Raw genomic sequence first — 20,321 nt, forward strand, 5'->3', positions numbered from 1 at the left:
TCACACGGGTAGCCAGTCAGGATGATCGGCTACCTTTTTAACTAAAAGCAGCATTGAAGTTTACCATCATCCCATTGCCAGGGGTTAATGACAACAAACAGCCCAGAGGATAAATTCATATCCCCTGGGCTGTTTTCTAGTGCAAGCGGTGTGTTGCAGTCTCGCCCCAAATACTGTCCTTAATGGTAATCGTCACATTGCTTGTTTTCTTCACGCCATTTAAATAGGTCACAACAAAGGAAAAAACATAGGGACCGTCCGTAAGTTCATCAAAGTTACTCTGCCACATGCTTCCGCTCCAGGAAATCTGCTGCACATTGTCCGCTGCAAGATAGACCTTTACCCCATTCATGAACACCTCAACGCGAGTCGCTTTAGTCGCGGTTCCGGTATCCGTTGTTTGAGCTGTTAGAATAAATTTCTCCCCGGCCCAAAAAACGCTGTACCCACGCGGGCTATCTTGCGTACCGGATTTATCCATATTAAATGCAATCCTGCGTTCATCCCATTGGGGCGTATGGTTCACTTGCCCCTGAATGGACAATGGCAACACCTGAATAGTTTTCGTCACGATAACGGGCGGTGCTTTCCCATCAGATACCGTAAGTTTCACTGTGTAGGCTCCGACCTTCGGCCCCACAAACGACGGCCCGGTTATCGCGTACGGACTATCTAATGTAAAAGGGTATGTTGTCTTTTGGCCTTCCGGATCCGTTACTTCGTATTGAGCACTAAGGGTATCCTTATCCGGATCGTCAATTGCCTGCGAGATCTTAACCGTGTCGCCTTCATAGACCGGCTTCGGTGACCAATCGAAGCTAGCAGTCGGCGGTCGGTTCGTCTCAATCAAAAAGTAATGCGGATCGCTGTAATCACTCCAGTCATATCCATCGAAAACACGGATAATGACGTACATGTTTACGTGCTCTGGAAGATCGGCACCTGGCACCCAATCATTCGCATGCGATGTCTTAACGCCGGAATCATACTGTAACACGCCACCATACTTATAGATTTTAACTTGGAATTGAGACTGGGCGTCGGTGTCTGGATCCCAATAGTTCCATTGAAAATCCGGTCTAAGCACGGTTAACTTTGTCGGGTTAGCCTGATCGACACTTTCTGGCACGGTGATTGCTGCCCCTGGTTTCTTATTCACGATATTCACCTGCAGACTAAATTCCGCAGATGCACCATCGGAGTCTGTCACTACCTGACGGACCTTGAAGCTCCCCATGCTGCTAAAGCTCTTCGTCCAAGTTGTTCGCGAATCGTTTGCGAATGTCTCTGCTCCGCCAGTCGTTGCATTTGAAAGATAGTATTCATGCGGCAGCTTCGTACGTTCGCCGTCTTCAGCATCATAAGCCGTAGAATCGAAAGTTATGGGCACGCCGCGGAACGTATTGATATGATCGGACGTAAAGCCCGGAACCGGCGGCGCGTTCGGCGGCGCCAAGTCTGTCACCGGCAACAGGACGACGTACCAATCCGACCAGGCACCATACTCGTCAGCGACCGCCATGCCGACCTCGTACGTGCCGCGTTCCTGCGGCGCGGTGAGCTTCGCTTCTTTATACACGCCGCTTGGTGAGACGTAATAAAACCGTTTCTTCAAAATCCCTTTGGTCGCCTTGTAATCGATTCCGGTATCCTCGGTTGAATAGTCTGTGCTGCTGAGATACCTGTCTGGATCGTAGCTGTAATCGGTCCACAGTACTTTGTGCTGTGCATCGCTGTCTAGCGTGAACTTGGCGATCGGCCGGCGGTGCACCGTGATTTTGTTGGTGAATTCGTTCGATGCTTTCCGGTAGTCGGCGAACGTGTCATCCGGCGAGAGGTAGTCCGGATTCGGATCGTCCTTTGCCTTTAGAGAGACGACGTAATCCCCGACCTTATCGAATGTGAGCTGTGCATTATGGAACGTCTTACCGTTCAGTGCCGAGACGCCCTGGTTGTGAATGAAACGTACGGTGTGCTTCACGGACCAATCGTATACACCGCCAGCCGGTTTATCGTTCTCCGGATCACTGAATACGATGTTGTTGTACTGAATTTCCGCTTTAGCCGATCCTTCGTCCCAAATCGCATACTGATCGGACCAAACGTCGTTCTGCACGAGCGGCTTATACGCAAGCCCGTTGAACGTGACGAACGACTTGTTCGAGAAGTAACCGAAACGACCTACGGTATAGGTTTCGTCATCCGTTTCAAACAGGGGCGCGTTGTCGAGAAACACGGCAAAATGACTGCCGTTCATTTGCAGTTTCACCGCGTACGTCTTCTGACTGAGCAGCGGATATGCTTGCGATTTAAGTACGGTTCGCGCGCCGCCGATGTACTTCACCAGCTCGATCTTGTTCCCATCCGTCTCGAGCGCATAGCCACTCTGCCGATCCTTCATGCGAAAGGAGAATCCGATCCACTCCTTATCGTAATCCACGTCATCAATTTTGAAATTGAATTTCACTTCATCATCGGATAGCGAGAATGGCGAGTAAAACTGACCACTCGTAAATGGCTTAAAGAGGAGTGGATTCGTTGTCGGCTGACCGACCGAAACGGTCATGCGCAGCGTATTCGAATATGTCCCCTGATCGGAGCTTGACGACTGATTAGCTTGGGATAGTGTGACGTACACACCGTCCATGTAATAGGCACCGTAGATTGGCTGTGTCGAGTAATTACAGCCAGTGGACACCGTACCAGCTGCCTTCCCTGAAGCATCGTACACGGTATTTTTACCATAGATCGAATACATGGTAGACATGCCTTCACACGTGACGCCTTCTCCCAAACTGGTGCTGTATCCGTCCGCAGTTTGACTAAGCCGACTCTTCTGCTTCAGATTTCCCGCAAAGTCTGTCGAGAACTGCGTGTACGGCCCAAAATCGCTTCCGCCATAGTGGTACATCGTCATGTCGTCGCCAGTTAACGAATCTGCTTTACGTTTGATCGCACCGGAAGAGCTGCTGAGTACGAAAACGCGTTCGTATAACAGGGGGAGGACATCACCGGGCCTTGTATGATCGTAATAAACCTTTGCGTACAATTCATTCTTCGCTGGATTAAAGAAGAAACCGCCTCGCGTCTCCGGATAGGAATACGCGGTGAGGAACGAGTTTGCTGGCGTCACGCCGATGCTCTGACCGTTAACCGCCGGGTCGTTCCGAATAGATTCACCGATGTATTGCCGCCAAGCGAGCGAGTAATCCGGGTTATATTTCGCAACATTCAGATCATAGTAGCCAGAGTTGTAGGCCAAATTGGCATACGTCTCTAGTCGGTAGATGTTACCGGCAGCGTCGGTCATGCTTGCTACGGCCATATAAGTAGGCATGTCCATTGTCTTAATTGCCGGATTAATCGGCGCCGGTTTCGTCCAAGACGGCAGCTCAACCATGGACATGTCCCGGTTTAATTTGAAATGCTTTTCACCTTCATTGGCTGTCCCGGTACAGAGAATGACACTGCTGCCTTGTACACCACAAAAATCCATGCCGCTGATGGCCGTTTTATTATAATAATATTGCTCGATCGTTGTATTAATAAAGGTGCTGGACAGCTCCTTCCCCGTTCGGACATCAAACACACCAATGTCCGAAATTGAATCCTTTCCGAATTCCCAATTCCGTTTAATGTACAAATACTGATCGGCTAGTTCATATTGCGGTGCATCCTTCAAATAGATGTTGACGTTTTTCTTCAATGTGCCATCAAACAATACATCTACGGTTCGGCTGCCGCCTAGGCTTGAATTGGTCAGCACATAAGCGTTTGGATCACCGTTCGTGTACGCTTGAGAGACTGATCCCCAATCACCGAACACATCTTTTATCGGTGATAGCTTATGCGGATCAAGCGCGAAAAACTCATCGTCATAATAGTAGGTCCATGACCCATTATTGGAGTTATAGTTGCTTGTTGTATAGTGATAATCATAGATCAACAGCTTTTTTGTAGACCGGATCTTAGGCGGATTATAATACCAAGTCAGAAGTCCGTCGCCCTTTTTATTTAAGAGATTGGTGACGATGGTGGACTGCAGTGTGGATCTCCAAGGGTTTAGCTCGTTTGAGCCATATCCGTTGTTCGTTAACGGATAAGCCTGATAGGAAGACAGCGTTCGGCTGAACCGGGTCATCGAATATTGATACGCTTCATCCGTTTGTTGGCCGAAGTTCCGTCCTTCCCCGCTGATCATATTCCCTGTCGTTGTCCGCCACAAGTTGTTGGTGTTGTAAACCGAATTGTTGGTACCCGGCACATAAACCGGCCATTTTACCATCTCTTCCGGTTGAATGCGTGTATACGGATCAAGGTTTGGATTTGGATTGTTCCCTCCCATCTCAAAGGAGACTTCCGGTGCGTTATTCACAACATCGAGCGTCAGCGTTGAAGGTGGATCAGAATTCGTATCATCCCACTGACCGTACTCCTCCGTTACCTTCAAGTAGAACAGGTACTTGCCGACCTTCAACGGAGTAAACTGAAGCTTAACAAGCGTGCCGTTTGCCGTCTGCCATGTATCATCCCCAAAGCCGTTGTTGTTCGCGTCATATTTGTACTTGTATTCCGCTTTCACAATCGCATCAGCATCCGGACTCGTCGATTTATTCAACAAGTCCAATTGCGTGCCGCGGACCGATAACGGCGGAACGACGAGTTTGGCGACCGGCGGGAGATCCGGCTTCACGATAATCGTACATGTCGCCGGCGCCAACGATTTCAAGCCATTCTCATCGTAGACAGACAACGAGACCTGTACGGTCGTATCCGTCGTGCCCGGATTTGGATAGCTGGTCTGCTTGTTCGTCCATTCGTCGCGGCTGTGGTCGATTTTTAAATACGTAATTGGACTGTAACTGCGATTGCTGTTAATTGCACCATCAGGAATCGAATGGTTCGCGATGACGGATGGAGGGCAGTCGATGACGGGAACCGGATTTTTGGGGACGACTTCAATATACGTACAAGCCTCTGCGGTCGCGCCCCACTCGTCGCGCATCTGCGAGCACACGTACTGGTACCCTAACGTGTCCATCTTTACATTATGCTGCCCGTCAACATATTCAATGCTCTTGGATGGAATCGACTGGACAAAGGGCGAGCCGGCCGCGAAATCGAATCCCATAAAGTAAATCGAATCTCCGTCCGGATCGTTCGGCGTCGGTACGGTCGGATCGTTGATAAAAATCAAATTGAGCGTCGTTCCCTCCACCACTTGATGCAACGGTTTCGTAGGTTGGCCGGGATCGACGAAGCCGATCTCAAATGTTGGCGGGTTATTGACGGTCGGCCCCGTCACTGTAAGTGGCTTGGGACCGATCCAATCTGACGTGCCGCAGCTCGTCACAATCTGCATGTAGACGTTATGCACGCCGACCCCGATTACCCATGGATAATTACCAAACGTGTATATCGAATCCGTTGTTTGGCCTGTGACCGGATCTCCAACCCACGTTCCATTTCGTTCAATCTTGAATCGGTGCGAAATGTAGGTGCAGCCCTTCAATTGAAAGTCCCTTGGATGCAGCCTAAATGAATCTTTATAGGGAATCGTGCTTGGAATGACATCGAAATCCCCGGTAAAATCAAATGGCTTTTCATAAAAGAATGAGACGTACGCTTTTGGCGTTGTTGAATTGACCGTCACCGATTGACTGGTTTTAACCGTTACCGTGTTGGAGTAAGCAACATAAGATAAGTTACTGCCCTGGACTGCGCCGTATGTACTGTCTGAGCTGTAGGCTGCGCCGAACGGCAGAGACGCGACCGGGATGGTCTGTTGCTTTGCGAGGGTATACGTACCGTTCGGTCCGATCCGGACCATATGCCGAATGTTGATTTCTCCGGCCGTTACCGTTGAATCGACATCGTAGTAATAATATAGATATACAGGATTCGGGAAAGCTGCTTTCGTATACGTCCCAAGCGTGTACTCGCCGGAATTATTAGAGCCACTTGGGATGCTGCCGGACGTGGATTTTTTGTAACCAGCATATACATAGCCAGCGCCAGCGGTTGGAGCGTCATGTGTGAATGAATAGGAGTCCCCTTCCTTCAGCACCTGTTCCCGATCGCTGAGCCCTGCGATACCGTCGAGGCTGTTATTCTTGGTGTCGAAGTGCTTTATGATCACCTTGCCATCGTTAGAAACCTTGTCATAATAGTAATTCACTTTGTACGTATCAAAGAGACCGTCGTACACAATAGACGGTGTTCCCGATAAAAAAGAGCCTTCAGCAGGATCACTACCGTCGGTCGTCTTCTTGTATTTATTTGCGTATGTGTACCTTGCAATGACATCCGGTGTAGGAGGATACGATGAACCGGCTTTCATGTCTCCAATTTTGGCTGGAGACAAGGAATCCAACGACTGTCCGTCTGAGTCCTTGTGATGTACTTCATACTGGCCATTCAAAGTGAACTCTATAAATATAGGATAAAAATAACGTTGGCCGACAACATTTTCGGAACAAGAGCTACATACATCCGGCTCTTCAATTCGTATGAGGTATGGTTCCCTAGCCGACAATGTACCAGTTAATGAGATATTAAATGATATAGTAGACGAATCGATTCCAGAAGGTGTAGATCGTACTGGATCTGAAGGGTTTGCACCAACCCAGTTCCTATAGTCATCCCAATTTTCTGTTCTGGAACGAGTAAAGAAATCGTTTTGGCGATCGTTAGATGGATCAAATCGGTAAACCTGAACATCCTTCACGGTTCTTCCTGGGAACGTGAATGTATACGGAGAAGTAATAGAGACATTCGACTCCCCCGGTTTATGTGTGGTCCATTGTCCTGATGAATCGGACCAAATATCATAATAAACAAATGCAACGGCATATCGCTTATTTGAGGGAAGTGGTTGACCGGTTAAGGAATCAAGTTCTTTAACAGGTGTAATGTTAGAATTACCTGTAGCGGCTTTTGCAATCTCAAGATATTGCATCCATGAAAATATTGAAACGATCAGACAAACCAATAGAAGAATAGCTGGGTAATTGTTCTTATATCTAGCCCTCAAACTAGTTACCTCCAAGGATTCTTGATAATGATAGCGGAAGTTTCATCATCTTTTATCCGGAAGTCTCCACTTAAACCAAGGTAGGAGATGTCTTTGATTGTTAGTTCATTATAGTTCTGAATTTGATCATTAATTTTATCTGCCTGTGAAATTATTGGATGAAACTTTTTTCGAATTCCTGATTCGGGAGATGAACGTAGATATCTTGCCTCTGGCCGAAAACGAGGAAGAGAATTGTTTATTAAATAGTAATAGCTAAATCCCATTGCCGAATTATCTAATGAAGTGGTTTGGATGAAAAGTGATCTATTGGTGTCGTATGCCAAATCGATCCTATAGAACGTTCTTATACCAAGAGTGAAAGGAAAGTCATTAACCGTTAGAACAGAAATTTTCTTATAAGGAACTTCCTCATAAACCTCAGCAAGATATTCCTTACCTTTATAGAAAGGAAGGAAGGGCTTAATATCGACCGGCTTTGCAATATCTTCAATTTTCGGGACTGACTTGCTTCCAATCCAAACGAAACGAAGAACGCTATCCCACTGAACCGAGACATTTAAGCCTTCACTCACAACACGTAAAGGAACCAATGTCCTTCCGGAAGACACACGAACCGATACGGGTAGAGGAATTGCTTTTCCATTTATCGTTGCCGAAGAAGAGCCCATCGTTAGTTCCAACTTACTGCTTCCCTTCACGATGCTGATCTTTTTGCCGGTCAGCGTCAACTTGCCCCCAAGCTTGTCGGAGACAAACCGGATTGGGACAAGAACAGTTCCATTGACGTTAACTGGTTGAACGTCCGTAGCAATCTGTCGCGCGTTATATAAAACCTTAATAGGCATATTGGTCGGCCGCATAACCGGCGTCCCTGCAGCCGCGGCAAATCCAACGTTAAAGATACTTGATGCCATCACCGTGGCAATAATCGCTCCTGTTAAGCTCTTCTTATTCATCATCGTTTTCCCCCAAAAAGTTAAGTAATAAGTACTATTAATATCGGTCACCACATGAAGTTAGTAAAATGATCCAAGATGGCGAGATCATATTGCTGCCACTCTCCTCTCGATGACGGGCGTTCAAAAGTTAATACTTGAGTACGTATGGGTATTCATCGAAATAATTATTGTATATTAGTTTATTAATTAGATTATATACCACAATTGAATACGCCTATTCTACCTTTACTTAGTAAAGTATACTTCCTGTACAGCCGGTAGTAATAACGGTTCATCGGAAAGCGAACCAATACCCTCATGTATCGTATCGACAACAGCTACGATAGATGGACCCACGATTGTCTCATCAATGAATCGTGTTATTTCTGTAGAGCTCCCACTGTTTAAAGTCACCGCACATGTTGTGCGCGAAGCTACGAGGGAGTATGAACATGTAGTCGGCTTTGTTCCTAAGTTAAGTAGCGTCCCAGTTTCATTATCAATATAGATTAGCTCATCCACATGAACCGGTGTCCCCTGCTTTAATTTACTGCCAGTAACTGCAATATTGTTAAGGTCTAGTCCCATATTTAAACGAAGGTATTTGTAGAACATGTCCTGGGCGCTAATCCCTGGAGTGGTTGTATCCAGTTTAAAATTGCCCTCTGCAAGTTCAACTTCGTTAATTGATAACGATCCAGCATGGACCGCAGCATTTAAGTCGTTTTTTAGTTTATTTTGCGTACTGTACAGCAATATATAATCAAGGCAGTACACCATGACAATTACAGAAAAAAGCAAAGCAAGAATAGAGAAAATCATTATTGAAACCCCGCCTCGTTCGTTACCCAAAATTTTCAGTGGTTTCATTTTTGTTCACTTCTTCCATAGCCTTCAAGATAGAAGTATCCTGGATCCTCCGTCGAGGCTACTCCGAAGAAGACCATTAATTTCGCCAAATCTGAAGCGGGATATTGAATTACAAGTTTAACTGTCGGATCTGCATCGTTCTTACGTACTTTATTCATCGTGCTACCAGCGAAAGTTGGAAAATTGGTTCCACTTTTAGTTACTGCATCGTAGCCTAAACTAGCCATTTTAGTTCGAATATCGTCTTCTATGGCAGGTGTCAAGTACCCAGCTGTTTCAACCATTTGAAGGGCCCGGTCCTTGATATCGTCCAGTTTGGCCTGTCTCATTTTAAACGTAAATAAGGTAACCATCATGACCGTCATTGCAAAGAAAATCGGTAGGACAATAAGAAGCACAATTAGATCTGAAATCCCCTTTTCGTTCTTAATAGGACCAGCTAGCAGCCTTGCAATCATGTTCTCACCCGCTACTTCCCAATTAATTATGGAGAGGGAAAGCTTTCGCTCTCCCTCTTTGTTTTATGGACCCGGCTTATATCCATAAGAACGCGTCTCAGTTTTTAAATTCTCATAGCCATTCTTTATGGTATTGTTCATACCGCTAGGGCCTAAAAACATCCATGTGCATATTCCGATAATGATGACCGCAGTAATGATAATTATTACAGGCTTGTCCATCTCTTAATTACGGCGCCGTGTGACCGGCTCCAGGAGCCGTTCCACCGCTATAATCAAAGGTGGCAACTTTTGAATGAACCTTAGAAGCCCCGCTATCGACACTGCTGCCTAGACCATTCGGGTTATTGAAAGCCCAAAAAAGAAGTCCAATTCCGATCACCACAATAATAAAAATTCCAATTGCCTTATCAATCATCAGCAAAAACCTCCTTATTTTGTCGCTTCTATAATCTTGTCTTTGACATTCCTTCCACCTTGATCGAGCCCAGGCCCTATTCCATTTGGATTGTTGAAAACCCAGAATGTAAGCCCAATAACAATAATGCACACAACGATGATTGTAATGATTTTATCCACTGGATCCCCCCTTAAAATATTTGCTGAATAGTCGCTTGGAAACTCATATACCAAGGCAACAGACAGAGAATGCCCGTTACTAAGAAAGGTATCAAAATGACAAAGGTTACACGCAAAGGCGAGGCTTCAATTTTCTTTTTCACTTGAAAATCTCGCATGGTATCAATATTGCGAATTTGTTGGTGAAATAAGTTGATGATTTTATCCTCTGGCGCGTTCCAGCTAGCCAATAATGTATTGGTCAATGGAAGGACTTCATTGATGCCAATCTGTTCTCCAAACTGGTTAATGGCAGCTCTTGGATTGTTCATCCAATCAATGAGCATCTCGTCTACATAAGGCTTGAGGACCTTGCAGGTCCTCCCCGCCCGACGTATTGCATAATAAAGGGGAATTTTATCAGTCACGCAAACAATTAAGCGATGTGAGAACTTAACAATTTCTTCTGCTAATACCTCTCGGCGCTGTCGAGCAAACATGACTAGAAAGATAGGGGGCGTCGCATAGGAGAGCAAAACGATAACGATAAAGGGAATGATGGGGAAGTTGGTCACATACCCATTCAAACTATTTCTTAGCACGAACATTAATAGGATGGTTACCAGCGGCAATGCAAGACGTAGCATATTGTAATGAAACACTTGCATCCCGAACGGATTACCGGCGGTTTTTAATCTTCGTGCGACTTTATAATTAGATTTTCTGACATTTTCTCGAGTTACAGCAGCCGCGTACTTTTCTTGAAAGAGTTGCCTCCTTTTAATCCTCGTAGAAGGAATCCTAAGCCTTCTCTTTAACTTGACGGAAAACAACATCGAATACACAATTAAACCTACGCCTACGGAAAAGCCAACGCCAATAAGCACAGATACCATTCATTACTCACCTGCTCATAATTTTTTTCGTCCCATGTACATCGCTCCTATGAACGATATGAAGAGAACGAAGACAGACAACGTGATGATGTTAACCCCGGTTGACGTGTGAAAGTAAAAATCGTAATTCTCCGGATCCATTCTTATATTGAAGTAAACAACAAATGCTGCTAAGCCAATCATAATAAAGGTTCCATACTTGTAGGCCGTCAATAAGGTCAACCGTTTTTCCTCGTTGTATTCGGAGTTTTGCATTTCACCAATCAACTTAAACAGCGAGGGAGTAATGTTGACCCCGGTATCTACGTGTGTAATGATGATGTCCGCGAAATAATGAGCCCAATCGTTCCCAACACGGTCAGCAAACTGAATCAGTGCTTTTTCTGGCCTTTCTCCAGTCTGCAAATCCATAATAAGGCGATTCCACTCACTGGAAATTTCGAATGGTATTGTACGTGCTGCCTTGTAGATAGCACTTTCTAAGTTCTCAGCTTCAGTAAAATAGCCAATAAAGTTTTGTACGGTGGGAATCATGACAGATGCCATCGCTATCGTCTTCTTCTGAAATCGTGACCAGCACCAAAGAAGTGGAACGGTACCAAATAATAAGGCAATGATGATGTCGTATCCAGGCGCCGGCATCATTTTAAAGCTTATGATGAAGACAAAAATCGTGATGAGTAAACATAAGGCCAAAATGTAGGTTGCAGGTATTGAAACCTCTGCCACGCTCAGGTAATCGTTAAGCTTCATCATGACCGGATGATTTCGTAATGCATGGCCTTCCTTAGTATGATATCGCCCATTACTCTTACGCTTTTGGTAAAATCGGCTTCGCTTCATGACAAGAAATCCGACCATTAGCCTGCCGACAATTGGTTCAACAATAAATATGACGCCAATGATATAAGCGGCCAGAAATGCGAAATTAATCAGTTGCATCCGTATAACCCTAATGCCGTGAACTCCTCAGCCGATGCACCATAGCTCATCATGTGCTCCATCAGTTCCTGACTAATTTTGTGTTCCGTCCTTACCCAATCGTTTTTTTCTGCTTTCCATTCATATAATGGGCGCATGATTATATCTCCGTTTTCGGTGGGTACGACCTCTGTGATTTCTGTCATCACGCGAAGATTTTTTCGTTCATTCACTTTGACAAATCGCTGATAAATGACAATGTTGAATGCACGGCCAATGCGGTTCTTGAGAAGGTTGTCATCATGTGTTCGCCCATCCTGCTTAACCATGTCCATGATGTCCGTGATAATCATGCTCCGATATTTTGAGTGAAGGGACACCATGGTATCATGTCCGCGTAATGCAGCCTGTACAGCTTGAGAGGCCTCAGGACCTCGAACTTCGCCAATGATTATGCGATCTGGACTTAAACGAAGAAGCGGTAAAAATGCATCCTCCATTGATATTCCTAGTTCAGGAACCGCTTGAAATGGCACAATGTTACGGCCTGGAAGACGCTCATCTAACCGCATCTCCATTTCTGTTTCCAGGGAGAGCACACGTTCAAGGACTGGTATTTCCTTGGCAAGTGCGTACAATGTAGTCGTTTTACCGGTTTTAGTTCCCCCAGCTACGATAATAGATGCATGATATTTTACAAACAGGGAAAGCAGCATTGCCATAGCCGTATTCAGCGTACCGCGCTCAACCAACGTAGAATGCAACTCTGGATCCCGAAGGATGAAATTCCGAATTGCAATTGTCGGGAAGGCTGAATACGGAGACTGCGTCATTGTAAGCCGTGCTTTATTGAACATATAGGTATGACAGATTGGATGCTGCTCGTTGATACGAGCTCGGCCGTACAGTGCAAGCCTTTCCTGAAGACGAATAACCTGATCCATGTTGTTAAACACCCGTGGAAACTTAACTGATACTCCATCTCGCATGATGTATATGTCAGTTCCGTTTACTTGGACTTCTTCGATCTCTTTTCCCTTATATAAGTCCTCAATGTAGCCAGCGCCAACCGTGAGGGCAAAGACCGCTTCTGGTAAACTCATTCGTTCTTGTAGCTCGCCAAGCGAAGCATAAAGCATATGATCATAGATGATCTGCTTTATAATCGATTTCACGCGCTCTTGCGCAATTGGATTGCCGAGGCCGGCTTGATGAATCATTTCCTTGTGTTCGTCCTGCTCTTCCGCCGTTCCATCTGTTTTCTTCAATTGATCCTGCACAATCTTCACAACTTCCTCGAGCGTTCGATGCTGATAACCTCGTATGGAGGCTGTTTTTCTCTTATCTTCTTTTTCCTTTTGAAGGTGCTCAACTATGCTGAAATTATTTCGCTGTGGACGGTGCGGCAATGTTGATACATCAATCATGGTCTTCCCTCCTATCCAAATAGTTTGAATAGTTTTCGTTTACCTCTTAGCGCTGATTTACTGTCGGTATGTAACGGCAGGAGTTCAATCTTCGCTTTTTTTGCAATCCATGCTGTTAATTGAAGAACATTTTCTCTAAATCCAGCAACATCATTATCCGAGTTAAGATAAAGGGGTTGACCATAATTAATTGCCTTAATGCCTGCACCCTTTTCAACGTTCTGGACTCGGGTGACGATCTTAGCCCCCACTGCTTTCTCAATTCCGAATCCGTCCAACGCATTTTTATTGTCTCGATTGACGACTAAGTGGAAATCCGATTCCTTTAGGCCATAGTGCTGCCAAACGCTGTTGTACCAATCATTCCAGGATGATTGATAACTCGTTACGATTGGCTGTACCACAATTAGACGGTCATCGGCTTCTTTAATACATTTCAAGGTCGCTGCCTGATCAGGAAACGTGTGTACGTCTGTGATTATCAAATCAAACGTCTTTTTCGCAATGAACAAGAAGTGACTAATTTCCTCGATTGTAATTTTTTCAGCCCATTCGCGACGTTGAATACCGGTGAGAATATATAGATTTGACACATTTTTGAGCTGATCGCACACCTTAAGGAGAGATGTCTGTTCGAGCGTCCCCGATCCACAATCCGCTTGGATCATTTGATAACCTTTATCAGATTGAAGGTTAAGATGGTCCCTTACTTCGGGACTCTTGAGATTAAAATCTACAAGAAGGACCTTCTTTTCCGGCATTCTCTGTGCTGCACAAATGGAGGTAGAAATTGCGATCGTTGTAGCACCGTCCTTAGGGGAGGCGGCCATTATGGTTATTAGGCGTCCACTGCTATCTGTATGTCCAGGTTGCTTTGTTCCATGGCTATAAAGTCGATTGCTCACCTCATCTGCGATTTCTTTTGCTGTCAGCCCGTTTGGTAGGAGGGAAATACAGAGGTCGATGCTAAGGCGTTTAATGATCTCCTTATACAGCGAATCTGTTGTCTCAGCAATTAATACAACAATTCGTGTTTTTGCATTCACGGACATTTTTATTAAGCTCATCCATTCCCAGGGATATTTTGAACGGAAAATATCCTCTTGAACAAACAGAAAATCAAGATCGTTTCCTGACTTGTTAAGTGCTTTCATTAATTCCTGTTCGTTGAAAGCGAAGACCGCTTCATCACTTTTCAAAATGACTTCACCAATGGATTCAGACAATGCAGGCTTTGTTGTTGCAATCGTAATCTTCACCTTGAAACTCCTCCTTAATGACTCTCCTGATTTGAAGGAAGAGTGGAATTCGTAAAGTTTCCAGTAGTAGAGGAGTCTTTTGTCGTCTGCTCTACCAACGGTTCCTTTGCTTCACTTTGCAAGCTGGTAATTGTACCAAATGAACTCAATGTATTGGGAAGACCTAACCGGATCGTCCCCTCTTTTGTTCCGGCCGCAAAGGTTTGATACTCTTCCGGTGACATGATAAATGTAATATACGCGGGTACTCCCGTCGCGGTCTGACGATAATGATCCGCGCTTGCCTCGTCACGGTGTGCAGCACTACCTGGGAGCGATATTGGACCACCTAAGTCTGCATCGATTATTTCATTGCCTTCTGTATCTTTTACATAAGCTACGGTAAGATCGTTTAATAATTGCTTTGTGTAAACTTTGGTGAACACAGCCGAAGGCTCCACAGATAGGACAGCTTGCTGCTGAGCCTCGCTTATTTCATGACCACTAACATCTAACACCTTTGGCTGCGCATACTCCACCCATGCCACCACTTTATCCCCACGACGCACCATGTTATTTACCGCACCAACAAAATCAATATTGAAGCCGATATATTCGTCTTCTCCGGAAGGGTAAAGCTTGTCCTCTCCGATCTTCCACAAAAGGAATTCCTCAGTCTCCCCGATTGGTATTAAAGCTCTTTTTCCGATAATCTGACTCTGCTCGACGATCGCGTTATCCATATGTTGAACTGTCGGTATCGACACTTCACGTATCATGCTTAATGTAATAAGTTGGCCTTGTTGTATCATTTTTACCGGCTTCCATGTTTGCATCGTCGTTACATCGGTCTCGATACTATTCATGTATTTCCAAAACCCGATTGAACACCCTACTACAATCAACAGGCCAATTGCGCCGGAGATCCATTTCCGATTCATAACCTACTCCTTTCAGTTATTCAATTGTCTGCAAGGCTTCATCTTCGGGCGTCTTCAATTGAGAGAAGATCCCCTTCAGCTTCGCCTTTAAGCCATGATGTTGTTTCAGTAATGCATATATTTCCTTAGCCATTACTGCTCTTGCCATCGGCTTAAACGGTGAGAATAGCGTGCTTTTGAGTTTGAAGTCATCCCACGCAAGTTTCCCATCCCATGCCAGTTTAATCACAGTACTACCGAGATCCGGAATCAGCGAAAGAGTCGGCAACATTACTGCTTCCCTCCATTCGCTTTGCTTAATGTAGCGGGTCCATTTGTTGCCGATTACTTTCATGGGTTTTCCAGGGTATTCAATTCTTAGTTCGTCGATATGTTGAAGACGGTGATTTAATTGCACAGGATCCCCATCTGTGACTATCCAAATTTCATCTGACATGCTCAAAATCTGTTTGCAGCGTGGCTCTTGGTAATGTGATGAGATATCACAGAGTGCAACAGGAAATCGCTTTGCTGCTATTAAGAGCTTCATCGTTTGTTCGTCTGTCCAATTCTCAGTTGGTCGTACATTGGCTGGGATCCAATTAACGCCTTGGGAGAGCCACGATTTGTCGTTTGATATGTATCCATTCTTCTGAATTTGCTCCGCCCAGGACTTCCATTCTTTTGGAGCATTCATATCGCCGTGCAAAAGCTCGAAGTAGGTTGAACCAATACTCGATAATACTGGTTCAAATACCGCAACTGGCACCTTGTTTTCTCCAAGCATTCTTGCGAAGTTGGAGGTAACGAAAGTTGCACCAGCTCGAGGGTACAAGCTAAGAACAGAAATTAAGATGGAATTAAAATGCACAGGTACATGAACCCTAACAATTCTCTCTTCAATAATGATGCGTTCTTTGATTTTCTGCAGCTTTACTTTCTGCTCTTCTGCTGTACTATTCTTTTTTTTGGTTTTCGCTTGTTGGGGCTTTACAAGAGAATCTATAGGTTCCTCAACAAGACGGTTATCATTTGCTATTAAGCTATTTTCTGAAATTACATCATTTTCTCGGTCTATACTCCAGGGTTCATTCGTTTCTGCTACTGGAAGCGGAGCATCTTCGTCATTTTTCTGGAGGCTCGGCTGAGCTTCAACCTCCTCAGCACCGATAGAATCATCGTCCTCAACGAACATGGTTGGAATTTCTGAAATGTGCGGAACCTGGAGTAAATGCTTCCTAGGTATATGATCTACTGTTAATCCTAGTAAACTCGCTTCAAGCAAGTCGGCGTCTAATTCATCAAAACTTATGCAGACGTTACCTTCTGCCTCAAGCAGCAAAATTAAATCATCCTTGGTTCTGTAATGAATAAATAGGAATACTGTTCCCGGAGATTCATGACGAACAGATCGATATATTCTTTGAAAAGATTTATCGGAATGAACAACTGTTTCGGGAATGATAATAACATCCGCTGGTGAATCGAGTGAGCTCCATTGAGGAATAAAGAAGTCCAACGACTCTATACTCCGTATCACTCTTCCGTATTCAGCAAGCTCCTCGATAACCCATTCTTCAAAATCAGTATCATCATAAACAAGAAATAAACGATGGCTCATGATTTCACCTGCCCGCATACACTCATATATTAATTAATATACTAATATGTTACTATAGGATTCTGTTCTCCTCTTTTCTTTTGCCGCCCGGAGTGGAGGTCTCGACAGGAAGATTTACTACTAAGAGTAAATAGAATTTATTATCCTGTAAAATAAGATCCGCGAGTCCGCTACCAAGTCGCTCAAAAGAACCTTGCCTGTATTCGACTACACGAAACGGAACTTCAATACGTTTTTCAAAAGTAGCTATAGAAACGTGGTTCATCCATTTAAAAGCAAGTGATCGAGAATCATAAACGACTGATGTAAGATCTCCGAACCTCATTACTGCATTGAATCCCGATTTGTACGAATCGACAACCTTTCCTATGGCGCGAACTACCATCTGAGAAGGCATCGAATATTCTTCTCGAATGTCGTAATAGCATTGCTTCGAAAGTCTGACTTTACTTCGATGTGTCCTTGTTCGGAACCCTATCTCGCTGATGTGATTACACACTAGGTTGAAACGGGACATTACATTGGTAAGTGTATCATGCTGATGTACATCAGTTAGAAGTTGCAGTTTCATCGTATGAAGCACGCTGGCGGCACTCCTCCCTTCCATCATCGCAAATCGTAATAAATCTTCTGGTTCTCATTGAAGACAAAAAATCCATTTCGTAAATCAACAGTTTCATCGAGCAAGTCTTTATCGGTTACAAACCAAATTCGACCCTTTAGATCCTCCTGCTCAGCAATTTTGCTTACAAGCAAAGCTCTTTCATCAGAGGATACCAAAACAACGATTGTTGTGTCTCTCTCCTCACTGGTAAAGTACTCCTTAAAGAATCTGGCTTGAAAACGTATTGTTTTTAACCACTTCTCATCTTCTCGCTGACACAGAAGATAAAACGGCATTTCTTTGCCTTTCGGATTACGTAGGACAAACCGAGCGGTTGGAATTACATGGGCTTCCTTTCGTTTTAATGAAGGATGGAATTCAAAATGAACAAGCTCAAATAGTTCTTTTAACTGGATGTATAGTTCATTCGTGATAACATAACGCATTCGATATATCATGGTGGTTGTTTTTGGGTTACGCGGATCTCGCTGTCCAACCATTATGCCATATTTATATTTAAGTATATCTGCACCGCTATCTCCTAGTTCATAAATGCTTGGTCTATTCTTCTCTGGCAACGAGTAGCTGCTCCACTGGGTTTTTCGTAGTAATCCGTATTTGATAAGACGGTTAATCCGATCACGAACAGATTTCCCCCTATCTACATCAGGAAAAAACAAGCGTTCAATTTGCTTCAGTACAAGCCAGCGATGTACGAATACAAATCGGACAAGCTCAATATCACGTTCTGTTATCCAGTTTCTTTCGATTTTTTCGACAATATAATAATATTCGTGTTTTGGCAGCTTACTCTGGTTTGTAATGAATGCATAAGGGTCATCCCATGCTGGCTGTTCAGGAACCGCTGCATTGCTGTGCGGGCTTATGATTGGCGAAACATTAATGTCCATCAGCTTTCACCTTTCGTTAGATCTCGTAAGGAAAATCTACAATTTTGGACCCAATTCTGCGCTTGTCAGCATTTATATTTTTAATACGTACCGACACTCTCTTTCCCACGAGAATTCCGTCTTTAGGCATTTTATTTGCTGGCGGAAACCAAGCAAGTGATTCAATCCCCGGTGCGAGCTTAATGAAAATCCCAACTTCACCGGTAACAATGTGATTCAACTCAGCTGTAGACCAGAATTCCTCTTGCAGTTCATCAATTGCTTGTACACGAGAAAGAAGTACAATTCCTTTCTCTTCATCAAACACATTAACCTTCGTGTCATCCTGTCCTAGCTTTGTGACATCAAGAACCATGAAGTCAATTTTGTGGCCAAGAAAACCAACGAGTGAGCTGTACTTCCTGCGATCGAATTGATCCTCGTAAATTAACCCTTTAAGTCCATAATTCAGTTCTACAACTGCACATTGCATATTCTTCCCAAATGGTGAGTGATTCTCAATACCAATAACCATGCCTTGATGGAGCATTTTCCGACGGGCAGACGTTCTATATTCTTGCATTGGGCTGGTTAGTAATGGTCCATTCATCTACTTGCCTCCTCACGTCTAAATGAGATAGTTTCGAACCGACTTTGCAACGGCTGTGGCATTGAAGCCTGGGTGAGTCAGAACGGAATTTAGCCCTTGAATTAAGTTCAACGTTTCATGTCCCATTTCAGACTCATTCCCCATCTTTGTCAGTATCATATTGAATAATAAACTAATATATATACTAATATACTACTATACGACAATGGGATTGAGAAGGACTATTTTATCCGTGTCAAGTGCCCCGCTGTCTTGCTGCTTTTCCATGCTTTAATTCTATCAAGTGGCAACTCCTGTGGTTCTATCTTCAATATAAGATTTCTTAGTCGGTCATAATTGAAATTAATATCGCCAAATTTGTTTCAAACAGATGATAACCGAGTCATCGTAAAAGCTCGTAGCGTCCATTACTTGATCAAACTAAATGAGCTAAAATTAATTTATTTTGCATGAAGCATCCCATTTCCTCTTCTAGGTGGCTATATAGTTCTGATAAACCTTTTGAATCATTCTTAGACACACCTATGACGAGGTTAAGGATTGCCAAAACATGAGGCTCTGGTAGATTGTTATGGATCTGATATTAACAAATCCATCGCAGTAATCTTCCGGGCAAACAATGACTCTTTGTGTTTCTACATCGAGCTAGTATCGAAACTGAGACTAAAGATCCGGTCGTGAAAATTGAGAACAACTGCTCACCATCCTCGATGCATTCGTCTGCAATTATGTCCGGATAACCATAATGCTGAAGACCGTTCGTTTGAACATACAGAATGTTCCCATCATCAAGATCAGTTGTAGCTACCGGTAACAACGATGGATCAAAGAATTGTCTCACATTGATTCCCTCCTTCCGGAACTTTAATCTGAATCTACTCAAGACTATTCGAAGCACAAAATGTTTCGAGAAAATATCTTGTGTATTTTTGACGATATTCTTCAATAGACTTACACCAAAAAAAGAGGTGGTAGCCCACCATTCTCCATATTGCTGCGGTTATCCGAACTCGATTTCAAGCCGTTCAATGATTGGCACATTTTTTTTTACTGATTCTATTAAGCGAGCCAATTCCATTCTGGCCAAGTCTATCGCGTTTTCCCTTGCTTCCTCAAGAGTATCGCCGATAACACCAAGACGTAATTCAGGAATATAAACGGAATAATTTCTGTCACTTTGATTACCTTCAAATAGCAAAGTAATTAACACTTTGTTCGAAATTTTAGCTGCTGTTTGCATTTTCAATCTTCCTCTCCATGTTAATTTTGGGTCATTATAACCATTTAACGATATAAAGCACCGTATTGACTAATTCTAATGTACTATTTTTAGT

15 protein-coding genes are annotated in these 20,321 nt (G+C 44.0%); all 15 read right to left on the reverse strand.

Annotated elements, in window-relative coordinates:
• Nucleotides 1-136 precede the first annotated feature (136 nt).
• The 15 genes from BMZ79_RS29505 to BMZ79_RS29575 all read right to left on the reverse strand — a co-directional run bounded on the left by BMZ79_RS29505 (nt 137) and on the right by BMZ79_RS29575 (nt 20,227).
• Nucleotides 137-6,340, reverse strand: coding sequence for a hypothetical protein (locus tag BMZ79_RS29505; protein ID WP_143089155.1), 6,204 nt, complete (start codon nt 6,338-6,340; stop codon nt 137-139).
• A 698-nt stretch (nt 6,341-7,038) separates the two neighbouring features.
• Complete coding sequence (locus BMZ79_RS29510) at nt 7,039-7,995, reverse strand: copper amine oxidase N-terminal domain-containing protein (protein WP_090647712.1); 957 nt, start codon at nt 7,993-7,995, stop codon at nt 7,039-7,041.
• A 225-nt stretch (nt 7,996-8,220) separates the two neighbouring features.
• Nucleotides 8,221-8,844 carry a hypothetical protein gene (locus BMZ79_RS29515; protein ID WP_090647715.1) on the reverse strand — a complete coding sequence of 208 codons (624 nt, stop codon included), beginning with the start codon at nt 8,842-8,844 and terminating at the stop codon, nt 8,221-8,223.
• Nucleotides 8,841-9,302, reverse strand: coding sequence for a hypothetical protein (locus tag BMZ79_RS29520; protein WP_143089156.1), 462 nt, complete (start codon nt 9,300-9,302; stop codon nt 8,841-8,843). The genes BMZ79_RS29515 and BMZ79_RS29520 overlap by 4 nt, the downstream gene beginning before the upstream one ends.
• Before the next feature lie 229 nt (nt 9,303-9,531).
• Nucleotides 9,532-9,720: a hypothetical protein gene (locus tag BMZ79_RS29525; protein WP_090647720.1), complete on the reverse strand. Its 189-nt coding sequence runs from the start codon at nt 9,718-9,720 to the stop codon at nt 9,532-9,534.
• A 14-nt stretch (nt 9,721-9,734) separates the two neighbouring features.
• Nucleotides 9,735-9,881: a hypothetical protein gene (locus BMZ79_RS34570; protein ID WP_177222411.1), complete on the reverse strand. Its 147-nt coding sequence runs from the start codon at nt 9,879-9,881 to the stop codon at nt 9,735-9,737.
• 11 nt (nt 9,882-9,892) lie between these two features.
• Nucleotides 9,893-10,756 carry a hypothetical protein gene (locus BMZ79_RS29530; RefSeq protein ID WP_090647723.1) on the reverse strand — a complete coding sequence of 288 codons (864 nt, stop codon included), beginning with the start codon at nt 10,754-10,756 and terminating at the stop codon, nt 9,893-9,895.
• A gap of 15 nt (nt 10,757-10,771) precedes the next feature.
• A complete protein-coding gene (locus BMZ79_RS29535; protein ID WP_090647725.1) occupies nt 10,772-11,698 on the reverse strand; it encodes a type II secretion system F family protein in 927 nt (308 codons plus the stop codon).
• Nucleotides 11,689-13,104 carry an ATPase, T2SS/T4P/T4SS family gene (locus BMZ79_RS29540; RefSeq protein ID WP_090647728.1) on the reverse strand — a complete coding sequence of 472 codons (1,416 nt, stop codon included), beginning with the start codon at nt 13,102-13,104 and terminating at the stop codon, nt 11,689-11,691. The genes BMZ79_RS29535 and BMZ79_RS29540 overlap by 10 nt, the downstream gene beginning before the upstream one ends.
• An 11-nt stretch (nt 13,105-13,115) precedes the next feature.
• Entirely contained in the window at nt 13,116-14,363 is a 1,248-nt protein-coding gene (locus BMZ79_RS29545; RefSeq protein ID WP_090647730.1) for a CpaE/TadZ family protein, read from the reverse strand.
• 14 nt (nt 14,364-14,377) lie between these two features.
• Complete coding sequence (locus tag BMZ79_RS29550) at nt 14,378-15,283, reverse strand: hypothetical protein (protein WP_090647733.1); 906 nt, start codon at nt 15,281-15,283, stop codon at nt 14,378-14,380.
• A 16-nt stretch (nt 15,284-15,299) separates the two neighbouring features.
• Nucleotides 15,300-16,883: a CpaE/TadZ family protein gene (locus BMZ79_RS29555; RefSeq protein WP_143089157.1), complete on the reverse strand. Its 1,584-nt coding sequence runs from the start codon at nt 16,881-16,883 to the stop codon at nt 15,300-15,302.
• Nucleotides 16,884-17,489: 606 nt separating this feature from the next.
• Complete coding sequence (locus BMZ79_RS29565) at nt 17,490-18,398, reverse strand: replication-relaxation family protein (RefSeq protein ID WP_090647741.1); 909 nt, start codon at nt 18,396-18,398, stop codon at nt 17,490-17,492.
• A gap of 16 nt (nt 18,399-18,414) precedes the next feature.
• Nucleotides 18,415-18,987, reverse strand: a complete 573-nt coding sequence (locus BMZ79_RS29570; protein ID WP_090647744.1) for a hypothetical protein — start codon at nt 18,985-18,987, stop codon at nt 18,415-18,417.
• Between the two features lie 1,000 nt (nt 18,988-19,987).
• Nucleotides 19,988-20,227, reverse strand: a complete 240-nt coding sequence (locus BMZ79_RS29575; RefSeq protein ID WP_090647745.1) for a type II toxin-antitoxin system HicB family antitoxin — start codon at nt 20,225-20,227, stop codon at nt 19,988-19,990.
• Nucleotides 20,228-20,321: the final 94 nt, after the last annotated feature.

This window comes from Paenibacillus sp. UNC496MF (assembly GCF_900113915.1).
GTDB lineage: Bacteria > Bacillota > Bacilli > Paenibacillales > Paenibacillaceae > Paenibacillus_Z > Paenibacillus_Z artemisiicola.

Coding starts and splice junctions, on each gene's coding strand:
- BMZ79_RS29505 (WP_143089155.1), bottom strand. CDS start 6,340: ATGAAAGCCGGTTCATCGTATCCTCCTACACCGGATGTCATTGCAAGG.
- BMZ79_RS29510 (WP_090647712.1), bottom strand. CDS start 7,995: ATGATGAATAAGAAGAGCTTAACAGGAGCGATTATTGCCACGGTGATG.
- BMZ79_RS29515 (WP_090647715.1), bottom strand. CDS start 8,844: ATGAAACCACTGAAAATTTTGGGTAACGAACGAGGCGGGGTTTCAATA.
- BMZ79_RS29520 (WP_143089156.1), bottom strand. CDS start 9,302: ATGATTGCAAGGCTGCTAGCTGGTCCTATTAAGAACGAAAAGGGGATT.
- BMZ79_RS29525 (WP_090647720.1), bottom strand. CDS start 9,720: ATGATTGATAAGGCAATTGGAATTTTTATTATTGTGGTGATCGGAATT.
- BMZ79_RS29530 (WP_090647723.1), bottom strand. CDS start 10,756: ATGGTATCTGTGCTTATTGGCGTTGGCTTTTCCGTAGGCGTAGGTTTA.
- BMZ79_RS29535 (WP_090647725.1), bottom strand. CDS start 11,698: ATGCAACTGATTAATTTCGCATTTCTGGCCGCTTATATCATTGGCGTC.
- BMZ79_RS29540 (WP_090647728.1), bottom strand. CDS start 13,104: ATGATTGATGTATCAACATTGCCGCACCGTCCACAGCGAAATAATTTC.
- BMZ79_RS29550 (WP_090647733.1), bottom strand. CDS start 15,283: ATGAATCGGAAATGGATCTCCGGCGCAATTGGCCTGTTGATTGTAGTA.
- BMZ79_RS29555 (WP_143089157.1), bottom strand. CDS start 16,883: ATGAGCCATCGTTTATTTCTTGTTTATGATGATACTGATTTTGAAGAA.
- BMZ79_RS29565 (WP_090647741.1), bottom strand. CDS start 18,398: ATGGACATTAATGTTTCGCCAATCATAAGCCCGCACAGCAATGCAGCG.
- BMZ79_RS29570 (WP_090647744.1), bottom strand. CDS start 18,987: ATGAATGGACCATTACTAACCAGCCCAATGCAAGAATATAGAACGTCT.
- BMZ79_RS29575 (WP_090647745.1), bottom strand. CDS start 20,227: ATGCAAACAGCAGCTAAAATTTCGAACAAAGTGTTAATTACTTTGCTA.